This window comes from Acidovorax sp. (assembly GCF_016783915.1).
Classification (GTDB): domain Bacteria; phylum Pseudomonadota; class Gammaproteobacteria; order Burkholderiales; family Burkholderiaceae_C; genus Acidovorax.
Window position 1 is genome coordinate 1 of the sequence record NZ_JADHVT010000002.1, and the last position, 19,833, is coordinate 19,833.

The 19,833-nt window shown below is 64.9% G+C and carries 19 protein-coding genes; 12 read left to right on the forward strand and 7 right to left on the reverse strand.

Annotated elements, in window-relative coordinates:
• Window positions 1–787: cache domain-containing protein (locus ISS20_RS00620; protein ID WP_291432743.1), on the reverse strand; the 787-nt coding region annotated here is incomplete at its 3' end.
• A 242-nt stretch (window positions 788–1,029) separates the two neighbouring features.
• Here ISS20_RS00620 and ISS20_RS00625 point away from each other — a divergent pair.
• The gene (locus tag ISS20_RS00625; protein ID WP_291432744.1) at window positions 1,030–2,400 is read left to right on the forward strand and encodes a dicarboxylate/amino acid:cation symporter; all 1,371 of its coding nucleotides are present in this window, start codon (window positions 1,030–1,032) and stop codon (window positions 2,398–2,400) included.
• Window positions 2,401–2,523: 123 nt separating this feature from the next.
• Window positions 2,524–2,970, forward strand: coding sequence for a DUF2214 family protein (locus tag ISS20_RS00630; RefSeq protein ID WP_291432745.1), 447 nt, complete (start codon window positions 2,524–2,526; stop codon window positions 2,968–2,970).
• A gap of 93 nt (window positions 2,971–3,063) precedes the next feature.
• On the opposite strand, the gene ISS20_RS00635 is transcribed toward ISS20_RS00630, so the two are convergent.
• Entirely contained in the window at window positions 3,064–3,357 is a 294-nt protein-coding gene (locus ISS20_RS00635) for a PsiF family protein (protein WP_291432746.1), read from the reverse strand.
• A 132-nt stretch (window positions 3,358–3,489) separates the two neighbouring features.
• Window positions 3,490–4,011 carry a hypothetical protein gene (locus tag ISS20_RS00640; RefSeq protein ID WP_291432747.1) on the reverse strand — a complete coding sequence of 174 codons (522 nt, stop codon included), beginning with the start codon at window positions 4,009–4,011 and terminating at the stop codon, window positions 3,490–3,492.
• A 110-nt stretch (window positions 4,012–4,121) separates the two neighbouring features.
• Between ISS20_RS00640 and argS the strand changes: the two genes are divergently transcribed.
• The 6 genes from argS (at window position 4,122) to ISS20_RS00670 (ending at window position 10,602) form a co-directional block, all read left to right on the forward strand.
• Complete coding sequence (gene argS / locus ISS20_RS00645) at window positions 4,122–5,831, forward strand: arginine--tRNA ligase (RefSeq protein WP_291432748.1); 1,710 nt, start codon at window positions 4,122–4,124, stop codon at window positions 5,829–5,831.
• A gap of 15 nt (window positions 5,832–5,846) precedes the next feature.
• Complete coding sequence (locus ISS20_RS00650) at window positions 5,847–6,503, forward strand: SPOR domain-containing protein (RefSeq protein ID WP_291432749.1); 657 nt, start codon at window positions 5,847–5,849, stop codon at window positions 6,501–6,503.
• A 92-nt stretch (window positions 6,504–6,595) separates the two neighbouring features.
• The gene (locus ISS20_RS00655) at window positions 6,596–7,252 is read left to right on the forward strand and encodes a thiol:disulfide interchange protein DsbA/DsbL (protein ID WP_146872007.1); all 657 of its coding nucleotides are present in this window, start codon (window positions 6,596–6,598) and stop codon (window positions 7,250–7,252) included.
• 107 nt (window positions 7,253–7,359) lie between these two features.
• Window positions 7,360–8,019, forward strand: coding sequence for a lipopolysaccharide transport periplasmic protein LptA (gene lptA, locus ISS20_RS00660; protein WP_291432750.1), 660 nt, complete (start codon window positions 7,360–7,362; stop codon window positions 8,017–8,019).
• 11 nt (window positions 8,020–8,030) lie between these two features.
• Window positions 8,031–8,828: an LPS export ABC transporter ATP-binding protein gene (lptB, locus tag ISS20_RS00665; RefSeq protein WP_291432751.1), complete on the forward strand. Its 798-nt coding sequence runs from the start codon at window positions 8,031–8,033 to the stop codon at window positions 8,826–8,828.
• Window positions 8,829–9,000: 172 nt separating this feature from the next.
• A complete protein-coding gene (locus ISS20_RS00670; protein WP_291432752.1) occupies window positions 9,001–10,602 on the forward strand; it encodes an RNA polymerase factor sigma-54 in 1,602 nt (533 codons plus the stop codon).
• A 61-nt stretch (window positions 10,603–10,663) separates the two neighbouring features.
• Here the strand turns inward: ISS20_RS00670 and ISS20_RS00675 are convergent, their stop codons facing one another.
• Window positions 10,664–11,143, reverse strand: a complete 480-nt coding sequence (locus ISS20_RS00675) for a glutaredoxin domain-containing protein (protein ID WP_291432753.1) — start codon at window positions 11,141–11,143, stop codon at window positions 10,664–10,666.
• A 241-nt stretch (window positions 11,144–11,384) separates the two neighbouring features.
• Between ISS20_RS00675 and ISS20_RS00680 the strand changes: the two genes are divergently transcribed.
• Genes ISS20_RS00680 through ISS20_RS00690 form a run of 3 tightly spaced genes read left to right on the forward strand, consistent with a single transcriptional unit; the run spans window position 11,385 to window position 13,647 of the window.
• Window positions 11,385–11,867, forward strand: a complete 483-nt coding sequence (locus ISS20_RS00680; protein ID WP_291432754.1) for a thioesterase family protein — start codon at window positions 11,385–11,387, stop codon at window positions 11,865–11,867.
• Window positions 11,864–13,159, forward strand: a complete 1,296-nt coding sequence (locus ISS20_RS00685) for a THUMP domain-containing protein (protein WP_291432755.1) — start codon at window positions 11,864–11,866, stop codon at window positions 13,157–13,159. Before ISS20_RS00680 ends, ISS20_RS00685 begins: the two co-directional genes overlap by 4 nt.
• Window positions 13,156–13,647, forward strand: coding sequence for a putative toxin-antitoxin system toxin component, PIN family (locus tag ISS20_RS00690; protein WP_291432756.1), 492 nt, complete (start codon window positions 13,156–13,158; stop codon window positions 13,645–13,647). Before ISS20_RS00685 ends, ISS20_RS00690 begins: the two co-directional genes overlap by 4 nt.
• 11 nt (window positions 13,648–13,658) lie before the next feature.
• Here ISS20_RS00690 and ISS20_RS00695 read toward each other — a convergent pair whose 3' ends face one another.
• The 3 genes from ISS20_RS00695 to ISS20_RS00705 all read right to left on the reverse strand — a co-directional run bounded on the left by ISS20_RS00695 (window position 13,659) and on the right by ISS20_RS00705 (window position 18,227).
• Window positions 13,659–15,404, reverse strand: a complete 1,746-nt coding sequence (locus ISS20_RS00695; RefSeq protein ID WP_291432935.1) for an ABC transporter ATP-binding protein/permease — start codon at window positions 15,402–15,404, stop codon at window positions 13,659–13,661.
• 268 nt (window positions 15,405–15,672) lie between these two features.
• Window positions 15,673–16,488: a hypothetical protein gene (locus tag ISS20_RS00700; RefSeq protein WP_291432757.1), complete on the reverse strand. Its 816-nt coding sequence runs from the start codon at window positions 16,486–16,488 to the stop codon at window positions 15,673–15,675.
• Window positions 16,485–18,227 (reverse strand): FMN-binding glutamate synthase family protein, encoded by a 1,743-nt coding sequence (locus ISS20_RS00705; protein ID WP_291432758.1) that lies wholly within the window; start codon window positions 18,225–18,227, stop codon window positions 16,485–16,487. The genes ISS20_RS00700 and ISS20_RS00705 overlap by 4 nt, the downstream gene beginning before the upstream one ends.
• Before the next feature lie 216 nt (window positions 18,228–18,443).
• On the opposite strand from ISS20_RS00705, the gene ISS20_RS00710 reads away from it, so the two are divergent.
• Window positions 18,444–19,295 carry a UPF0149 family protein gene (locus ISS20_RS00710; protein WP_291432759.1) on the forward strand — a complete coding sequence of 284 codons (852 nt, stop codon included), beginning with the start codon at window positions 18,444–18,446 and terminating at the stop codon, window positions 19,293–19,295.
• Window positions 19,296–19,833 lie beyond the last annotated feature (538 nt).

A 19,833-nucleotide genomic window follows, 5' to 3' on the forward strand; every position in this document is an offset into this window, starting at 1 on the left:
GTTGCACGCGCACCAGCCGCCCACCGTTGTCCAGGCGGTCGTCCACGCGCACGTCGAGCGGGCGCAGCGGCTGGTCGGAGTATTGCCGCGTGGCGTTCAGCTCGCGGCGCTCCTCGTCGTCCAGCGGCTCCAGCAGGCGGTAGCGCCATGCGTCCTGGCTGGCGAGAAAGACCACGCCATGCGCGTCCGACGCGAGCACGATGTCGGGTGTCTGCAGCCATTCGCGCTCCAGCTCCTGCAGCGCAATCTTGATGGCCACCAGCCCCAGGATGTGGCCGCTGTCGTCACGGATGGCCTGCGACAGGAAGTAGCCCGGCTCGCCCGTGGTCACGCCAATGCCGTAGAAGCTGCCGCGCCCCTGGGCCAGCGCCTGCTGCACATAGGGGCGAAAGCTGTAGTCCACGCCCACGTTGCTGGTGGCCGTGCGCCAGTTGCTGGCGGCCACGGCCAGGCCGTCGCGGTCGAGCAGGGTGAGGGTGGAGGACTGGCTGGCGCCGTTGGCCTGCTCCAGCTTGCGGTTGAGCTGCGCTATCTCGTCGGTGCTCAGGGTGCGGCGCAGGGCGTCCTGCAACTGCGCGTCCAGGGCCAGCACCTCGGGCAGAGTGCGGTAGCGGTCGATGCGCTGGGCCAGCGTCTGCCCGTACAGGGCCAGCTGGCGCTGCACGCTCTCGCTTTCGTCCAGCAAGGACCGGTGCCAGGCCCACTGGCCGGCGGCGAACATGCTGGCCACCGTGCCCGCTAGCAGGATGAGCAGCGTCCAGAACTGGCGAAGGCGGGGCGTGGGCATGGGAATCCAGCGGGGTGGTTGTGCGGCACCAAGGCCAATTGGGTGCGGGTGGGAGGGTGCTGCACCAGGCTGGGGACTAAGTAGTTACCCTGATTTGGTGCACGCGCTCTCCTATGAAGCCGCTCTCGACTAATACCAATAGGTTATCGGCTGAAACAAAGTGCAGCGGTACAAACGGCACCCTTGACGCGCGCCGGAGGCACCCCGGTGGTGCAGACCCGTGACCCCAGGAGACCCGTTCCATGCACAACCATTCCGCTCCCGCAGCCTCGACCTTGAAGCTGCCTTTTTACCGGCAACTGTACTTCCAGGTGGTGTTCGCCATCGTCCTGGGCGTTCTGCTGGGCCATTTCGAGCCGTCCTACGGCGAGGCGCTCAAGCCGCTGGGTGACGCGTTCATCAAGCTGGTCAAGATGATCATCGCTCCGGTGATCTTCCTGACCATCGTGACCGGCATCGCTGGCATGTCGCAGCTCTCCACCGTGGGCCGCGTGTTCGGCAAGGCCATGGCGTACTTCCTGTTCTTCTCCACGCTGGCCCTGGTGGTGGGCCTGGTGGTGGCCAACGTGGTGCAGCCCGGCGCGGGCATGAACATCAATGTGGCCGACCTGGACCAGACCGCCGTGAAGGGCTACGTGGCCAAGTCGCATGAGATGACACTCACTGGCTTTGCGCTGGACATCATCCCCAAGACGCTGGTGAGCCCGTTCGTGGGCGACAACATCCTGCAGGTGTTGCTGGTGGCCGTGCTGTTCGGCATCGGCCTGGCCATGGTGGGTGAGGCAGGCCGGCCGGTGCTGAACTTTCTGGACGCGCTGACGACGCCCGTGTTCAAGGTGGTGGGCATCGTGATGAAGGCCGCTCCCATCGGTGCCTTTGGCGCCATGGCCTTTACCATCGGCAAGTTTGGCCTGGGCTCGCTGGTCAACCTGGCGTGGCTGGTGGGCTCGTTCTACATCACCTCGCTGCTGTTTGTGGTAGTGATCCTGGGCTTTGTGGCGCGCCTGTGTGGCTTCTCTGTGTTCAAGCTGTGCCGCTACCTCAAGGCCGAGCTGATGCTGGTGCTGGGCACTTCGTCTTCTGAATCCGCCCTGCCATCGCTGATGGAAAAGATGGAAAAGGCCGGTTGCAGCAAGTCGGTGGTGGGTCTCGTGGTGCCTACGGGCTACTCGTTCAACCTGGATGGCACCAACATCTACATGACGCTGGCGGCGCTGTTCATCGCCCAGGCCACCAACACCGAACTGACGCTGGGCCACCAGGTAGCATTGCTGCTGGTGGCGATGTTGTCGTCCAAGGGCGCAGCGGGTGTGACGGGCGCGGGCTTCATCACCCTGGCCGCCACCCTGGCCGTGGTGCCCGAAGTGCCGGTGGCTGGCATGGCGCTGATTCTGGGCGTGGACCGTTTCATGAGCGAATGCCGGTCGCTGACCAACTTCATCGGCAATGCCGTGGCCACGGTGGTGGTCTCGCGCTGGGAGAATGCGCTGGACCACGAGCGCCTGGACGCGGCGATGAACGGCCATCCGATGCCGCTCGCGGTGTCTGCGGCCTTGGGGCCTGTGGTGCCGGCGGATGTGCCCGTGGGTTCGGTGGCTCGCACCGTGGCCTGATTGCCGCTTTTGTGGTGGGTAGTGTCGAGTCAGCGCCATCAAGCACAATGACTGCCCTGCCTGACAGTACTGTGAGCGCTCTGAGCCGCTCAGGAGCCTGGGGCACTACAAGGAACTCCCACCATGACCCTCGAAGCCGTTCTGGCCGCCTTTCATCTGCTGGCCATCCTGACCTTTGTGGTTTTCCTGTCCAGCCAGGCGGCGCTGTGCCGCATCGAGTGGCTCAATGCCGCCGTGGTCGAGCGGCTGGCCCGGCTGGATGTGATCTACGGTGTGGCCGGGGCGGTGATGATTGGCAGTGGTCTGGCCCGGTTGATCTGGGGCGTCAAGGGCGCGTCGTGGTACCTGTCGCAGCCCCTGTTCCACATCAAGATCACCCTGGTGCTGGCCATGGTCCTGTTGTCGTTTGTGCCTTCGGCCGCGTTTCGCCGCTGGCGCCAGAACCTGCGCAGCACCGGCGCGCTGCCGCCCGCCACGGAAGTCGCGCGGGTGCGCCGCCTGGTGATGATCCAGTCGCATGTGCTGCCCGTGGTGGCTGTGATTGCGGTGTTCTGGGCGCGCGGCTGGTAAGTGCAAGTACCCCATAAAAAAAAGCCCGCCAGGCTTGCTGCTGGCGGGCTTTTCTTTTGAGGGCGCACCGAGGAAGGTGCACTGTGCGCGAATTTACTTCTTCAGGCACTCGCTCATGAAGGCCTTGCGCTCATCGCCCTTGAGGGTCTTGGCCTTGGCATCAGCGTTGCAGGTTTTCATCTTGTCCTGCTGGGTGGCGGGCTTGTTGCTCAGGCAGGTCTTCATGAACGCCTTGCGCTCGTCGCCTTTCATCTCTCCGGCGTCCTTGTTGCAGGTCGCCATCTTCGATTGCTGCTTGGTGGGGGCCTTGGCGTCTTCGGCGGCGTGGGCACCAAAGCCCACTGACAGGGCCAGTCCGAGTGCAGTCAAGGAAAGAAGCTTTTTCATGGAATCTCCTGGTGTGAATGCGTTATGGGGGGTCCCGGGGGCATTGCACCATAGAACATGGCGTGCGACAACGCGCACAAGTCCTGACAACCCAATACGCAGCGTGCGGCAAGAGCCGGGTGCGTTGATCTCTCAGAGAGTGCGGGGTTTGGGCGCTGCGGCTGCATGGAACGCCTTGAGCGCGGTCTGGATCTGCCGGGTGTCGTAGGCCAGGCCTCCCAGGAAAAACACCACATCTCCCCGCTGCTGCCAGCGTTGCAGCGCTTTGAAGATCACGCGCAACGCAGAGTCCTTGTGGCCAGGGCGCAGCTTGACAAGGATCACGTTCTCATAATTGTCCAGGTGCACACGTTCCATGGCCTCCCAGGGCACGGTGTGCGGGTCGTCCTGGCGCAGGTCGGTGATGCCGGTGGCGTCGATGACCACCGCAGGGTCTCGTACCCGGTAGGCCTCCAGGGTGGACCTGCCCAGGGTTCCGCCTACACAGAACGCCACAAACGCGGCGCACAAGCAGAGGATCGTGAGCAGCCGGTCATTCGATACAGCCGCCCAATACAGCGAAAAGGCCAGACACGCGAGCACCAGCAGGGTAAAAGGCACCTGAAACACCAAGGTCCAGCGGCGCCGGTAGAGCATGATGGGCTGAGGCTGCATGCGCTTTCTCCTGTGGAATGGGCACTATTGTCCATTGTGCCTTTGGCTGTGGGACCGCCTCTGGTGGCAGGTCCGGCGCCTTGCGGCTGGCGCACCCGTAAAATCCGCCGATGCTCACAGCCAAAAATGAATTGCTCGCTGCGCTCGCAGCCGAGCTGGAAAACCTGTCCCCCGGCGCTGGCGCCAAGGCGGCATTTGAATCTCCCAAGGTGGCGGCCCATGGCGACTTCGCCTGCACCGCAGCCATGCAACTGGCCAAGCCCCTCAAGCTCAACCCGCGCGCACTGGGAGAGCAGCTCAAGACCGCACTCGAAGCCACGCCTGCCTTTCAGCGCTGGGTGTCCGCCATCGAAATCGCGGGCCCTGGCTTTCTGAACATCCGCCTCCAACCCGCCGCCAAGCAGGAAGTGGTGCGTGAGGTGCTGGCTGCGGGCGAGCGCTTTGGTTACCAGGCCAGCAATGGCCAGCAGGTGCTGGTCGAGTTCGTGTCGGCCAACCCCACGGGCCCGCTGCACGTGGGCCACGGCCGCCAGGCCGCGCTGGGCGATGCCATCTGCAACCTGTTCAGCACCCAGGGCTGGAAGGTGCACCGCGAGTTCTATTACAACGACGCGGGCGTGCAGATCGACACTCTGACCAAGAGCACGCAGCTGCGCGCCAAGGGTTTCAAGCCCGGAGACGACTGCTGGCCTACCGACAGCGACAACCCGCTGGCCAAGAACTTCTACAACGGTGACTACATCGCCGACATTGCCGAGGCCTTCAAGGCCAAGGCCACCGTCAAGGCCGACGACCGCGAGTTCACGGCCAATGGCGATGTGGAGGATTACGACAATATCCGCCAGTTTGCGGTGGCCTACCTGCGCAACGAGCAAGACAAGGACCTGCAGGCGTTCAACCTCCAGTTCGACGAGTATTACCTCGAGTCCAGCCTGTATACCAGCGGCCGCGTCGAGGCCACGGTGAACAAGCTCATTGCCAACGGCAAGACTTACGAGCAGGACGGCGCGCTGTGGCTCAAGAGCACTGACTACGGCGACGACAAGGACCGCGTCATGCGCAAGCAGGACGGCACGTTCACCTACTTCGTGCCCGACGTGGCCTACCACATTGCCAAGTGGGAGCGCGGCTTCACCAAGGTCGTCAACATCCAGGGCACGGACCACCACGGCACCATCGCCCGCGTGCGCGCCGGCCTGCAGGCGGCCGATGTGGGCATTCCGCAGGGCTACCCCGACTACGTGCTGCACACCATGGTGCGGGTGGTCAAGGGCGGCGAAGAGGTCAAGATCAGCAAGCGTGCGGGCAGCTACGTCACGCTGCGCGACCTGATCGAGTGGACCAGCAAGGATGCGGTGCGCTTCTTCCTGCTCAGCCGCAAGCCCGACACCGAGTACACCTTCGACGTGGATCTGGCCGTGGCCCAGAACAACGACAACCCGGTGTACTACGTGCAGTACGCGCATGCGCGCATCCAGTCGGTGCTGCGCGCCTGGCAAGAGGCGGGCGGTGGTGATGTGGCTTCGCTCAAGGATGTGGACCTGTCCGCGCTGGAGGGCCCTCAGGCCCAGGCGCTGATGCTGCAGCTGGCCAAGTACCCCGAGATGCTGACCGCCGCCGCAGATGGCGAGGCGCCGCACGATGTGACGTTCTACCTGCGCGACCTGGCTGCCAGTTACCACAGCTATTACGATGCCGAGCGCATCCTGGTGGATGACGAGGCGGTGAAGAAGGCGCGCCTGGCGCTCGTCGCCGCCACCGCCCAGGTATTGCACAATGGCCTGGCCGTGCTGGGCGTGTCGGCCCCAGCCAGAATGTAAGCAGTTACTACCAATATGAAAAAGCAACAGACGGGCGGGACCATTGTCGGCTTCATCGTCGGGGTCATTGTGGGCCTGGGCGCGGCGCTGGCCGTGGCCGTGTATGTGACCAAGGTGCCGGTGCCCTTCCTGAACAAGGGCAACGGTCGGGGGGCAGACATGGACGCAGCCGAATCCCAGAAGAACAAGAACTGGGATCCGAACTCGCCGCTGTATGGCAAAAATCCGGCACGTCCTGCCGCGCCACCGGTTGCAGCCGCCGCATCGTCTCCTGCATCGGCACCTGCCCCCGAGGTGCGCGCTGCCGCCTCAGCGGCCAAGCCTGCAGCGAGCAAGCCAGAGGCCAAAGCCGACGCCAAGGCCGAGAGCAAGGCAGGCGCCGATCCGCTGGGCGATCTGGCCGTGGCCAAGGCAGCGGCCAAGGGCAGTGTGGACCCGTTTGACTACTTCGTGCAGGCGGGCGCCTTCCGCACCCAGGCCGACGCAGACGCCCAGCGCGCCAAGCTGGCCATGCTGGGCTGGGAGGCCCGCGTGAGCGAGCGTGAGCAAAATGGCCGTGCGGTCTTCCGGGTGCGCATCGGCCCCTTCACCAAGCGTGACGATGCCGAGGTGCTCAAGGAAAAACTCGATGGCGCCGGGCTGGAGTCGGCGCTGGTGCGTGTGCAGCGCTGACAGGCCTGCCAAAACGGCGTCAACGCCAGGGCTGAACTTTTTGTAAAGGGATGTCTCACATCCCCCATACCTGAACCAGGAGAGTCTTTGTCATGAAACGCCGTGAGTTTTCTTTGTCCGCCGCGTCGGCGGTTGCCGCTTCTGCCCTGACGCTGCCAGTGGCCAACCCCGCCATGGCGCAAGCCCGCCAGTTCAAGGAGGGCAAGGACTTCAAGCGGCTGGACAAGCCCGTCGCCCCCGATGCCCCCGCTGGCAAGGTCGATGTGATCGAGTTCTTCTGGTACAGCTGTCCCCACTGCAACGCCTTTGAGCCCACGCTGGACGCCTGGGTCAAGGCCGCGCCCAAGGACCTCTCCATCCGCCGCGTGCCCGTGGCGTTCAACGCCAGTTTTGTGCCCCAGCAAAAGCTGTACTACACACTCGAAGGCATGGGCAAGCTCGACGCGCTGCACGCCAAGGTATTCCGCGCCATCCATGTGGAGAAGGCCAAGCTCGCCAAGGACGACGAAATCCTGGCCTGGGTGACCCAGCAGGGCGTGGATGCCGCCAAGTTCAAGGAAGTCTATGGTTCCTTCAGCGTGGCCAACCAGGTGCGGCGCGCCTCGCAGCTGCAAGATTCGTATGGCGTCGAAGGTGTGCCGTCCATGGGCGTGGCGGGCAAGTACTACACCGACGGCACGATGGCTGGCAGCATGCAGACGGTGCTGCAAGTGGTCGAATACCTGGCGGCCACGGCGCGCAAAGCCTGACAAGGTGCCGACTCTGTCGGCAAGCTGTTCCAAAAGCCCGCTGATGCGGGCTTTTTTTCGGGGTGGGTACTATCGGGTGGCTACAATCATTGCAAGATTCGTGCCCTATGACCCACCGCCTACTCCCCCTCCTGTTGCTCGCAGCCCTGACCGGTCTTGCGGGTATGGCACACGCCGAAAAGGCCGACCGTGCCAAGCCCATGAACATCGAGGCCGACGCCCTGCGCCACGATGAACTCAAGCAGACCAGCGTGTTCTCGGGCCGCGTGGTGATGACCAAAGGCACCATCGTGTTGCGCGGTGCGCGGCTGGATGTGCGCCAGGACGCCGACGGTTACCAATACGGCGTGGTCACGGCCGAGGCGGGCAAACGGGCGTTTTTCCGCCAAAAGCGCGACACCGTAGCTGGAGTGCCAGACGAGTTCATCGAAGGCGAGAGCGAGGTCATCGAGTACGACGGCAAAGCCGACAACGTGCGCTTCATCACCCGCGCCGAACTCCGCCGCTACCGTGGGTCGGTACTGAACGACGAGATCACCGGTGCCGTGATCGTCTATAACAACCTCACCGACGTGTTCACGGTGGACGGCCAGAGGGCACCAGCGTCGTCTGCTGCCGCAGGCGACACGCCAGCGTCCGGTGGCCGCGTGCGTGCCGTGCTGGCGCCCAAAGACCCGCCGTCCGGCGCGGCGGCCCCAGCCGCAGTGCCTGACGCGCCCGCACCGGCGCTGCGCCCCAGCAACAGCCTTGGCGGCGGCGCCAAGTGAGCGGGCCCGCTGTGAGTACTGGTCCTGATACCCGGGCTGATAACCGCCTGGGGCCCGATTCCCAGTCGGGCAGCCGCCTGGAGGTTCAGCACCTGGCCAAGTCCTATGGCAGCCGCAAGGTCGTCAAGGATGTGTCGCTGGTGGTGCAAAAAGGCGAGGTCGTGGGGCTGCTGGGCCCCAACGGCGCGGGCAAGACCACGTCCTTCTACATGATCGTGGGCCTGGTGCGCAGCGATGCGGGCGACATCCGTATCGACGGCCACTCGGTGGCCCACATGCCCATCCACCGCCGCTCACGGCTGGGGCTGTCGTACCTGCCGCAGGAAGCCTCCATTTTCCGCAAGCTCACCGTCGAAGAAAACGTGCGTGCAGTGCTGGAGCTGCAGCGTGCCGACGACGGCCAGCCGCTGACGCGCGACGCCATCGAGGAGCGCCTGACGGCCCTGTTGCAAGAGCTGCGTGTGGACCACCTGCGTGCATCGCCTGCCCTGGCCCTGTCCGGTGGCGAGCGCCGCCGCGTCGAGATCGCCCGCGCCCTCGCCACCCAGCCGCGCTTTATCCTGCTGGACGAGCCCTTTGCGGGCATTGACCCCATCGCCGTGATCGAGATTCAGCGCATCATCGGCTTCCTCAAGGCGCGCGGCATTGGTGTGCTGATCACCGACCACAACGTGCGCGAGACGCTGGGCATCTGCGACCACGCCTTCATCATCAGCGACGGCCGCGTGCTGGCGCAGGGCACCCCCTCCGAGATCGTGGACAACGCCGAAGTGCGCCGTGTGTACCTCGGCGAACACTTCAGGATGTAGACATGGCCCCCACGCTTGTCACTTTGTGTACTGCGCTGCCTCCTGAGGGGGCTTTCGCGCCTTGGGGCGGCCCGGCGGCGCAGCACTGTGCCCCCACGCTCCCCGCTGCGCGTGGTTCGCTGCCCCCCAAGGGGGCTTTCGCGCCTTGGGGCGGCCCGGCGGCGCTCAATCAATGAAGCCTGGACTCTCGCTGCGCGTCTCGCAGCACCTTGCATTGACCCCCCAGCTCCAGCAGTCCATCCGGCTGCTGCAGTTGTCCACGCTCGAACTCTCGCAGGAAGTCGAGCAGATGCTCGACGAAAACCCGTTCCTCGAACGCAATGCCGACGAAGCACCGCGCGAGGAGTTTGGTCTGGAAGCCGCCGATACGCCCGCGCAGGCCGACGACTACGGTGCCGATGATGCTATGTTTTCAGGAGCTGTCAGTGCAAACAGTACCAGCACTGAGAGCCAAAACGAGGCTGAAATCCCCGGTGGAGGCGCCGACGAGCCCGACTGGAGCGGCGACGGCACCGTTGAGATGGCGCCCAACGACGCCGAGTGGGGCGGCGACGCCCCGGCACGCACCCGCAACGATGCGGAAGGCGACGGGGCCGACGCTACCGAGCTGGCCCGCTCGCAAGAATCGCTCACCGCCTTTCTGCACCGCCAGGCGCTGTCGCTGCGGCTGTCTGAAGTGGACACGGCCGCGCTGCGTTTTCTCATCGAATCGCTGAACGACGATGGCTACCTCGAAGAGCCGCTCGAAGAGCTGGCCATCAGCCTGGCCGGGCCCGACGATCTGGAGCAGATTGAGGAGCTGGTGCACCGCTTCACCGTGGCCCAGCGGCTTCTGCAAAGCCTGGAGCCTGTGGGCGTGGGCGCGCGCAACCTGGCCGAATGCCTGACGCTGCAGCTCACGGCCCTGGCCGCCGACGAAGACAGCGATGCCGACCCGGACACGGTGCGTACAGCACTCTCGATCTGCCAGCAGCCGCTGGAGATGCTGGCCCGCCGCGACATCCGTCGCCTGACGCTGCTGTGCAGCGAAGGCGGCGCCAGCGGCGAAGAGCGCACGCGTGCCGCCATGGCGCTGATCGCACGGCTGGAGCCCCGCCCCGGCCGCCGCTTTGCCGATGTAGAGCGCAACATCATCATCCCCGACGTCATCGTGCGCAAAGCCGGGCGTGCCAATGGGCACAGCGGGCAGCACAACTTCATCGTGCAGCTCAACCCCGACGTGATGCCGCGCCTGCGCGTGCACGACATCTACGCTGGCGCACTGCGCGGCCACAAGGGCGGCGAGGGACATCAGGGCATGCAGCAGCGCCTGCAGGAGGCGCGATGGTTCATCAAGAACATCCAGCAGCGCTTTGACACCATCCTGCGCGTCTCGCGCGCCATCGTCGAGCGGCAGAAGAACTTCTTCACCCACGGCGAACTGGCCATGCGCCCGCTGGTGCTGCGCGACATCGCCGACGAGCTGGGCCTGCACGAGTCCACCATCAGCCGCGTGACCACCGCCAAGTACATGGCCACACCGATTGGCACCTACGAGCTCAAATATTTCTTTGGCTCGGGTCTGGGCACCGAGACCGGCGGCAACGCATCGAGCACCGCCGTGCGCGCGCTCATCAAGCAGTTCGTGTCTGCCGAAAACCCCGCCAAGCCGCTGTCCGACAGCCAGATTGCCGAGATGCTCAAGGAGCAGGGCATCGAGTGCGCACGCCGCACGGTGGCCAAGTACCGCGAGGCGCTCAAGATAGCGCCGGCCAATCTGCGCAAGGCGTTGTAGTGCTCAACGCATTGAAGAGCATAAGCCTCCCTCAACGCCCTGAACGCAGGATGCTGACGGATTACTTGCGCGCCATGAATACCGCGTCATACGCCTGGGGTGTGAACCCGGCGATTTTCTGGCCGTTGGTCAGCAAGACTGGCACACCTCTGGCACCCAGTTGCTTGAACGCAGCCTTGCCAGAAGGCGTGTCGATGTCCAACTCCCGGTAGGCGATGCCCTTGTTAGTCAGATAGGCCTTGGCCGCCTTGCAGTAACCGCACCAGGTGGCCATATAAAGCACCACATCGCCTCGTGCGATTGCGACCTGTGGGGTGTCGGGGGTTGCTGCTTGGGGAGTGGAGGCCGCGCCTGGCACCACGCTGACTGGCAGGTTTTCCAGCTTCATCGTTTTCTCTACGGCTCCAGTCACCGGTGGCTGGTCGCTGTAGACCACCCTGCCGTCTACTCCCACTGATTTGTAGAGTGTTTGAGCGTTGGCAGCCAGAGGCATCACTGCCAGCGCCAGGGTGGTCAGCAGGGTCCGAACAAAAAGGCGCATGAGGGGGCTCCGGTAAAATCCACTGCCCGAGAGCATACGAGACAGTGGCGCCCGGCTCACAGGACTCGTGCGCAACACCCCCATGCAGCGGCACGGGCGCCACGGTGTGGATGGGCTGGTGACCCCCGCGTGCTTCTCATCGGGTGCCTGGAAGGCAGACATTGTCTGTCGCGCAATGCGCTATGTCCGCCGTTGGTACCCGTCCCCCCGCTTCCTGTTTTGCCCTACCACTTTCCGCCCCATGGCCCGCATCGTCTTCGACCTTCCCGCGCACTTCGGTTTTGCCACCGAACTGCAGATCTACATCAGCCACGTCAACCAGGGCGGGCATCTGGACAACGCCCAGCTGCTCAGCCTGGTGTCCGAAGCGCGCGTGCGCTTTTTCCAGTCCCTGGGCTACCCTGAGGCCGATGTGGGCGGGCTGTCCATCGTGGTGGGCGACATCGTGGCGCAGTACAAGTCCGAAGGTTTCCATGGCGAGACCATGCGCGTCGAGATGGCGCCTGCGGACTTCAACCGCTATGGGTTTGACCTGGTCTTTTGCATGACCGAGAAGGCCTCGGGCCGCGAGGTGGCGCGCGGCAAGATCGGCATCGTCTTCATCGGCAAGGCCAGCCGCAAGGTCGCCCCGATCCCTGACTCCATCCGCCAGTTGCTGCTGGCCCGCGCGGGCACGCCGGATTCCCATGCATTTTCCGAGCGCGTATCCTCCCCATCGACATGAACCAACTCCAACTTTTTCTCCCTTGCGCCGCCGGTGTCGAGGGCTTTCTGGCCGACGAGGTGCATGGCATCACCGGCCTCACGGGACAAGACTTGCTGGTGGGGCGGGGCGGTGTGCTGCTGCGCGCCTCGTGGCGCCAGGCGCTGCTGCTCAATTTGCACAGCCGCCTGGCGCAGCGCGTGCTGGTGCAACTGGCGCACCGCCCGTACCGGTCTGAGAACGACCTCTATGCCATGGCCAGCGATGTGGCCTGGGAGATCTGGTTCACCACGCGACAGACGTTCAAGGTCGAGGTGACGGCCCAGCACAGCCCGCTGCAGAGCCTCAACTTCGCGGGCCTCAAGGTGAAAGACGCTGTGGCCGACCGCTTCCGCCACAAGAGCGGCGTGCGCCCCGATGTGAACACCCAGTGGCCCGATGTGCGCATCCACCTGCACCTGACCACCGACGAGGCCACGATCTACATCGACACCTCGGGCGAGCCCCTGTTCAAGCGCGGCTGGCGCGAGGACAAGGGCGATGCGCCGCTGAAGGAAACCCTGGCCGCCGCCATGATCGCCGCCAGTGGCTGGGACCCGCACGGCGACAACCCCCAGCCGCTGTACGACCCCTGCTGCGGCAGCGGCACCATCGTGGTCGAGGCTGCGCAGATCGCCTGCCGCATCCCGGCGGGCATGCTGCGGCGCTTTGCGTTCGAGAAACTGCTGCCGTTCCAGGCCCATGTCTGGAGTGCTATAAAAAACGAAGCTGAAAGTGCAATATGCACTAGCGCTGTCCCCCTGTTTGGCAGTGATGTCGCCTTCCGCATGGTTGATTTCGCCCAGCGCAACGCTGAGCGCGCGGGCGTGGCCGATGCCGTGCAGCTGCGCGGCGGCGACGCCCTGCAGCGCATGCCGCCCTGCGATCAGCCCGGCGTGATGCTGCTCAACCCGCCCTACGGCGAGCGCATTGCTGCTGCAGGGAGCGCAGGCCGTAACGCCAGCGAACGCGCCGCCGACCGTGCCCAGGGCATGGCTGTGGGCCGCGAAGAGGCGCAGACCGAAGACGGCGGCGAGTTCTTCAGCCAGCTGGCCACCCACTGGAAGAAGAACTACAGCGGCTGGACGGCCTGGATGCTCACGCCCGACCTCAAGCTGCCCGGCAAGATGCGCCTGAAAGAATCGCGCCGCGTGCCGATGTGGAACGGCCCCATCGAATGCCGCATGTTCCGCTTCGACATGATCAAGGGCGCTGTGCGCGAGCGTCCTGCAAAGCCATCGGCTGCCCAAGACCCCGGCAACGGCGCGCCATGAAGGTCGAATTGCGCCTGCCCGCCGAGGCCCCGGCGGGCGAGCCCGCACGCCCGGTAGTGGTGGATACCAATGTGGCGCTGGACCTGCTGATCTTCAGCGACGCGCGCACTGCCCCGCTGCGCACGCTGCTGGCCCAGGGGCGCCTGACCTGGATCGCCACGCAAGTCATGCGCGATGAACTGGAGCGTGTGCTGGCCTATCCGCACATCGCCGGGCGCATGGACTACTACCGAGTGGATGCGGCCCAGGTGCTGGCGGCGTTTGACGCGCAGGTGCGGCGGGTGGAGATAGCGCCCAAGGTGGCCTACGTGTGCAAGGACGCGGACGACCAGAAGTTCATTGACCTGGCGGCAGCTCACCAGGCCATCTTGCTGAGCAAGGACAAGGCCGTGATCTGCATGCGCAAGCGGCTGCTCACGCTCGATGCCCATGTGGCGACGGAGCTGGTGCTCGTCAGCGCGGGAGAGGTCGCGCCCGCTGACGCCTGAGCCTGCTGCGCTCAGCGATCAAACCTGAAATCCGCTGCCGCATGCAGCTCCCAAGCCCCTTCGCCCTTGAATTCCAACACGCGCGTGTGGTGTTTGAGCACGGCGGGGCGGTGGGCGATGCTGATCAGGGTGGTGCCGCTGGCGCGCAGGCGTTCGTAGAGGGCGGTCTCGTTGGCGCTGTCCAGCGCGCTGGTGGCTTCATCCAGGATGACGATGCTGGGCTGGCGCGCCAGCACGCGGGCAAAGGCCAGGCGCTGCTGCTCGCCCACGGACAACAGTTTCTCCCAGTCGTGGGACGCGTTGAGCCCGCCCACACGCTCGGCCAGGGATTCGAGGTGCACCTCCTGCAGCAGCTCCAGCAGCCGTTCGTCGCTCAGCGTGGTCTGCTTGCTCGGGTAGATGATCTGGCTGCGCAGCGTGTCGATCTGCATGTAGGGGCGCTGGGGCAGGAAGAACATGTCCCCCAGCGGCGGGTGCTGTACGGTGCCGCTGCCCGTGCGCCACAGGCCGGCAATGGCGCGCAAGAGCGAGCTTTTGCCGCAGCCGCTCGGGCCGGTGATGAGCAGCGCATCGCCGGGCTGCAACTGCAGCGAGAGGTCCGCCACGAGCAGGCGGCCAAACTGGGGGGTGTACAGCGAGAGTCCTTCGATAACCAGTGTGTCGCCGATGCGCGTGATGATTTGCGGCGAGGGTTTGAGAGGCTCGGTGGATATTGCGGGCACCGGTGCGACGTCCGCAGTCTTGCCCGCTGTTGTGCCTGGCTCGGCCCACGGGGTAGGGGCGGCAGGGGTTTTGAGCACTACCTGAGACAGGGTATGCAGTCGGTCAATGCCTGCCACAAACCGGCTCAGGCTCTCAAAGTTGTCCACGATCAGCGAGATGGCGCCCAGCACGGCCGCAAAGGCGCCTGCGGCCTGGATGGCCCGCCCCACCTCCAGTTCGCCTGAGAGCACCGCGTTGGCCAGGATGATGCTGGGCAGGATCAAGGTGAGCTGACTGAAAGAGCGCTGGTACAGGTTCAGGGAAAGCTGCTTTTTGATGAGCCGGGCGAAGTTGGTGAAAACGGCCTCAAACCGGTGATCGATCTGCACGCGCTCCTGGGCTTCGCCCCGGTAGAAGGCGATGGATTCGGCGTTTTCGCGCAGCCGCATCAGTCCAAAGCGGAAGTCCGCCTCGCGGCGGATTTGCCAGAAGTTCAGCCGTATCAGCGGCGCGCCAAACCAGTAAAGCGCCCCGAACGTTCCCAGCAGGGCATACACAGCCAAAAACGCCACCAGCGTCCTGGAGATTGACCACAGCACCGCGCTAAATGCCACCAGCTGCATCAGCGAGCTGATGAAGACCAGCAAGAAGTGCGTGGACCGGCTGGTGAAAGTGTTGATGTCTTCGCTGATGCGCTGGTCGGGGTTGTCGATGTCGCCACCTGCACCGATCTCGTAGTACTTGCGCTCGCTCAGGTAACCATCCAGGAAGCGGTGCGTCAACCAGCGCCGCCAGTGGTTGGAGAACGCGTCGCGCATGTAGTAGTAGATAGCGTACACAGGCACCGCAAACCCCAGCACCACCAGGCTGGTGATCACCGCGGCCCAGAAGCGGTCGGCCTGCTTGGCGGCCAGGGCCGACGTCATCTCCCCCGTCTTGTCGATGAGCATGACGGCCAGCTGGGTCTCACACACCATGAGAGCGATCAGCAGCGCCATCAGACCCCAGGCGGTCCCTTTTTTGTCTCCCGCCCAGTAGGGGCGTGCCACGCCCATGAACTGATTCCAGGCAGCACGCGACAGGGTGGGCGGGCGTTGGCGGCTGAGATTGTCCGTTGCGGGGGGCAAAGGCGCAGGGTCGGGGGCAGCGGCAGGCAGGGGCATGAAGAGATGGAACAAGGGCGGGAGGGAGGCTCAGCCTGCACCATAGCGGTTGAACAGGCTGCAGCGCTGTCAGCGAAAGACGGCAGCTAGCCAAGGACGGCCGCGCTTGTCGCTCCGTTCATCCACTGGTTACCTGTCCGCATCGGGCGCAGCAGCGTTTTTACCCGCTCAGCAAGTCATACGCCGCGCGCACCCGCTGTAAATCCCGCCCCAGCCTGCGGCTGGCGGGCAGGTGCCGTATCCATCCCATCCTGCGAATGCTGGTGGCCAGCACCGCCTGCATCTCCGCACTGCCCCGTGCCACCCATGCCGCCCAGCGCTCACGCGCCTCGGGGAGGCTGCCGCTCTGTTGCAGAAAAATGGCAGTGGAGTGCGCGTAGCACAGCGCATCGCGCACATGGCACAGGGGCAGTGGCAGTACGGCGGCCGGGTCGTCTTCAAAGTCGATGCAGACCACCTCGCCGCTGGGGTCGCGCACCATGTTGCGTGCAAACGCCTGGCTCAGGCAAGTACCCTGGTGGTGTACGTGGAGCAGCGCGTCCATTCCCTGCTGCCACAGCGTCAGCACGGCGGCTGGGTTGTCGGCACGCAGGGTCCGCTCGATCGCATTGCCCAGTGAGTGGGCCTCTTCGCCCACACGACCCAGGTGGCGCATGGCAAAGCCGTTTTCCTGCACGGCCAGGACCTCGGGCACGTGCACACCGCGCGCGGCCAGGTCCTGCAGGCGCCGCACTTCGGTGGCAATGGCCACCGGGCCGCCCGGGTTAGGCACGGGGCGCAGCACTTCCAGCCGCAGCAGGCCCGCCAGAACGGCCATGGCGCGGTAGCGGCCCATGCCGTGGGGCGCGCCTGCGCGCTTGATCCAGATCTGTTCATCGCCCAGCACATGGGCCATCACGTTGTGGGGCTGCGTGGCCAGCTGCTGCTGTAAGAAGGCGCTGTAGTCGATAGTGCGCGGCGTGGTGTCCATCGTCATACGGCTGCGTCCCCGGCCACCACGGCAGCGGTGCCTGCAGCCGCGGCGTGGACCATTTCCACATGGTGTGGCACGGAAGGCTCCAGCGCAGGCTCGCTGGCCTGAAAGCTGTGGGCGCTGGCCAGGGGCCAGTACAGGCGGAATACGTTGTGCTGCGCATCCAGCGGGCCCAGCAGTGCGCCGGGTTGCATGCGGGTGATGAGGTTGGACAGCAGGCGCACCTCTGTGTCGCTGATGCGGCGCACGATGTGGTGGGCCGTGATGTCCTTGGGGTGGCGCAGCCCGGCGGCCTGCACCAGCTCTTGCAGCGCGTGTAATGTGCTGCGGTGAAACTGCGCCACGCGCGTGGCTTTGTCGGGCACCACCAGGGCCTGCTGGCGCAGCGGGTCTTGCGTGGTCACGCCTGTGGGACAGTGGCCGGTGTGGCAGCTTTGCGCCTGGATGCAGCCCAGCGCCATCATGAAGCCGCGCCCCGCGTTGCACCAGTCGGCTCCCAGCGCCATCATGCGCGCGATGTCAAAGGCGCTGATGACCTTGCCCGCGCAGCCCAGCCGCACGCGGTCGCGCAGATTCACGCCCACCAGCGTGTTGTGCACCAAGAGCAGACCCTCTTGCAGCGGTGCGCCCACGTGGTCGGTGAACTCCACGGGCGCAGCGCCCGTGCCGCCCTCGGCACCATCGACCACGATGAAGTCGGGCGTGATGCCGGTGACCAGCATGGCCTTGACGATGGCAAACCACTCCCACGGGTGGCCCAGGCAGAACTTGAAGCCCGTGGGCTTGCCGCCCGACAGCGTGCGCAATTTGGCGATGAACTGCATCATCTCTACCGGGTTGCTGAACGCACTGTGGCTGGCGGGCGAGATGCAGGCTTCGCCTGCCTTCACTCCGCGCGCAGCCGCGATCTCGGCCGTCACCTTGGCGCCGGGCAGCACGCCGCCGTGGCCGGGCTTGGCGCCCTGGCTGAGCTTGAGCTCGATCATCTTGACCTGCGAGTCGGTGGCGCTGGCCGCAAAACGCTCTTCGCTGAAGCTGCCATCGGGGTTGCGGCAGCCAAAGTAGCCCGAGCCGATTTCCCAGATCAAGTCGCCGCCATGCACCCGGTGGTGCTGGCTGATACTGCCCTCGCCCGTGTCGTGCGCGAAGCTGCCTTTTTTTGCACCCTGGTTCAAAGCCAGGATCGCATTGGCCGACAGCGCACCAAAGCTCATGGCCGAGATGTTGAACACGCTCGCGTGGTAGGGCTGGGTGCAGGGCGCCACAGACGGCGACGGCGCATCGGGGCTGCCTCCGATCCACACGCGAAAGTCGTGCGACGGCAGCTGTGTGGGCGCGAGCGAATGGTTCACCCATTCATAACCTTGTGCACCCACGTCCAGGTGGGTGCCAAACGGGCGGTTGTCCGGGTCGCCTTTGGCGCGCTGGTAGACCAGCGAGCGCTGCGCACGCGAGAACGGCGCGGCCTCGCTGTCGCTCTCGATGAAATATTGGCGCACCTCGGGCCGCACATACTCGAGCATGAAGCGGATGTGGCCGATGACCGGGTAGTTGCGCAAAATGGCGTGGCGCGACTGCTGCAGGTCGTACACACCCAGGGCTACCAGGGCGACAAACACCAGCACCACCGGCAGCCCCACGCCAAACGCCACCAGCGCAAACAGCGACAGCAGCAGCCCGAAAACGCACAGCGCAAAGGCCGTGTAGCGCACCGGGTACAGGGAGTTCAGTTGGTGGATCATCGGATGTCCTGGTTGGGGAGGATCGGTGCGAGGGGGCTACACTGGCCGCCTTTTTGTCGGGTTGCAATGTGGCTCACGGCGTTCTTGCGGGCCCGGCTCCACCCCCCGGCCGCTTTGCCGCCGCTGCACCCGCGCCGTGGCACAAGGCCTGCGCATCATAAAAGTAAAAATTTGCTTTACCGCCCCCACTTTCTCGCTTGACGACCGGAGTCCCTCATGACCGAACCCACATCGCCCACCCCCGCCACCGACGATCTCGACCCCACCACAGCCCCGGCCGCCGCGCTGGGCCCGGACGAGCTGGAAGAGATCGACAACATCCTCGACGACCTGCGTGCGCGCGGCGAGGAAATCCCGCAGTGGGAGTTCTGCGACGGCTTCATGACTGCGCTGATCTGCAGCCGCCGCCCCATCGCCCCGGCCGAATACCTGCCCATGCTGCTGGGCGACGGTGCCGAACTGGATGTGGCCGAAGGCGCTCCGCTGCCCGTGCTGCCTGCGTTTGCTGATGCCGCCCAGCAGGCGCGTTTCCTGGAGCTGTGGGACCGCCGCTGGGCCGAGATCACCACCCAGCTCGACACCGATGTGAAGACGCTGGACGACGACCGCACCTTCCAGCCCGAAGCCATGGACATGCGCGGCGCCGTGGCCAGCCTGCCCGAGGCAGAGCGTGCTGAAATGGAAGGACAGGAGATCCCGTCCTTTGGCCAGGTCTGGGCCCTCGGGTTCATGTTTGCGGTCGAAAACTGGCCCGAGGACTGGGCCGCCCCGCGCGACAAGGAAGCCGCCAAGTGGCTGGACGACGCGCTGGACCGCATCGTCGCCCTGACCGAAGACGACACCGGCAAGCCCGAAGTCTGCATGTACGACGAAGACGGCCCCCCCAGCACCAGCCAGGCACGTGTCGAAGCCTTCGGCGAAGCCATCTGGGCCGTGTACGACCTACGCCAGCTGTGGAAGAGCATGGGCCCGCGCGTGGAGACCGTGCGCAAGGCGCCCGAGCCTGGGCGCAACGACCCTTGCCACTGCGGTAGTGGCAAGAAGTACAAGAAGTGCCATGGGGCTTGAGTAGTATTTGCTACTGATTTGATAGCGTCTGGTGCTTATGATTTAAGCGCTAAATATCAATTTGGCCTGAAATTTTTCTGCTGCCGCTGCAGATGTGGCTGATGTTCAGTGTCGGTGGCTGCCTATCATTTGTCGAGTGAGGTGATGGGGCGCTTCAGGTCCGTTGCAGCCGCTGCGCCTATTTTGTGCAACAAGCAAGAACCAAGTCACCGAACGAGGCCAAAAGAAAAACGGTGATACACGCGATGGCTACGTTCCAAGCAAAGAAAGACACGCGCGCCACCGTCTCTCCCCCCGCCCTCGTTCACGCAGTTCGAAGTAGCCCACAAGTGTCCTTGCGCGTATCACCACATAAACATGTGACGCGATCCACACGGGCAGCGCCATAAGAAAAACCAGAGCAACTATCGTCAATATCGGGTACGTCACTTGGCAGCTCACCTGCACCAATGTCAGCGCCTGGCCGTGAGCTAAAACGCTAGATGCTTTGTTCTGTCTGTGTTGCCATAGCGCCATGGCGCGCACGGCGCCCGACAAC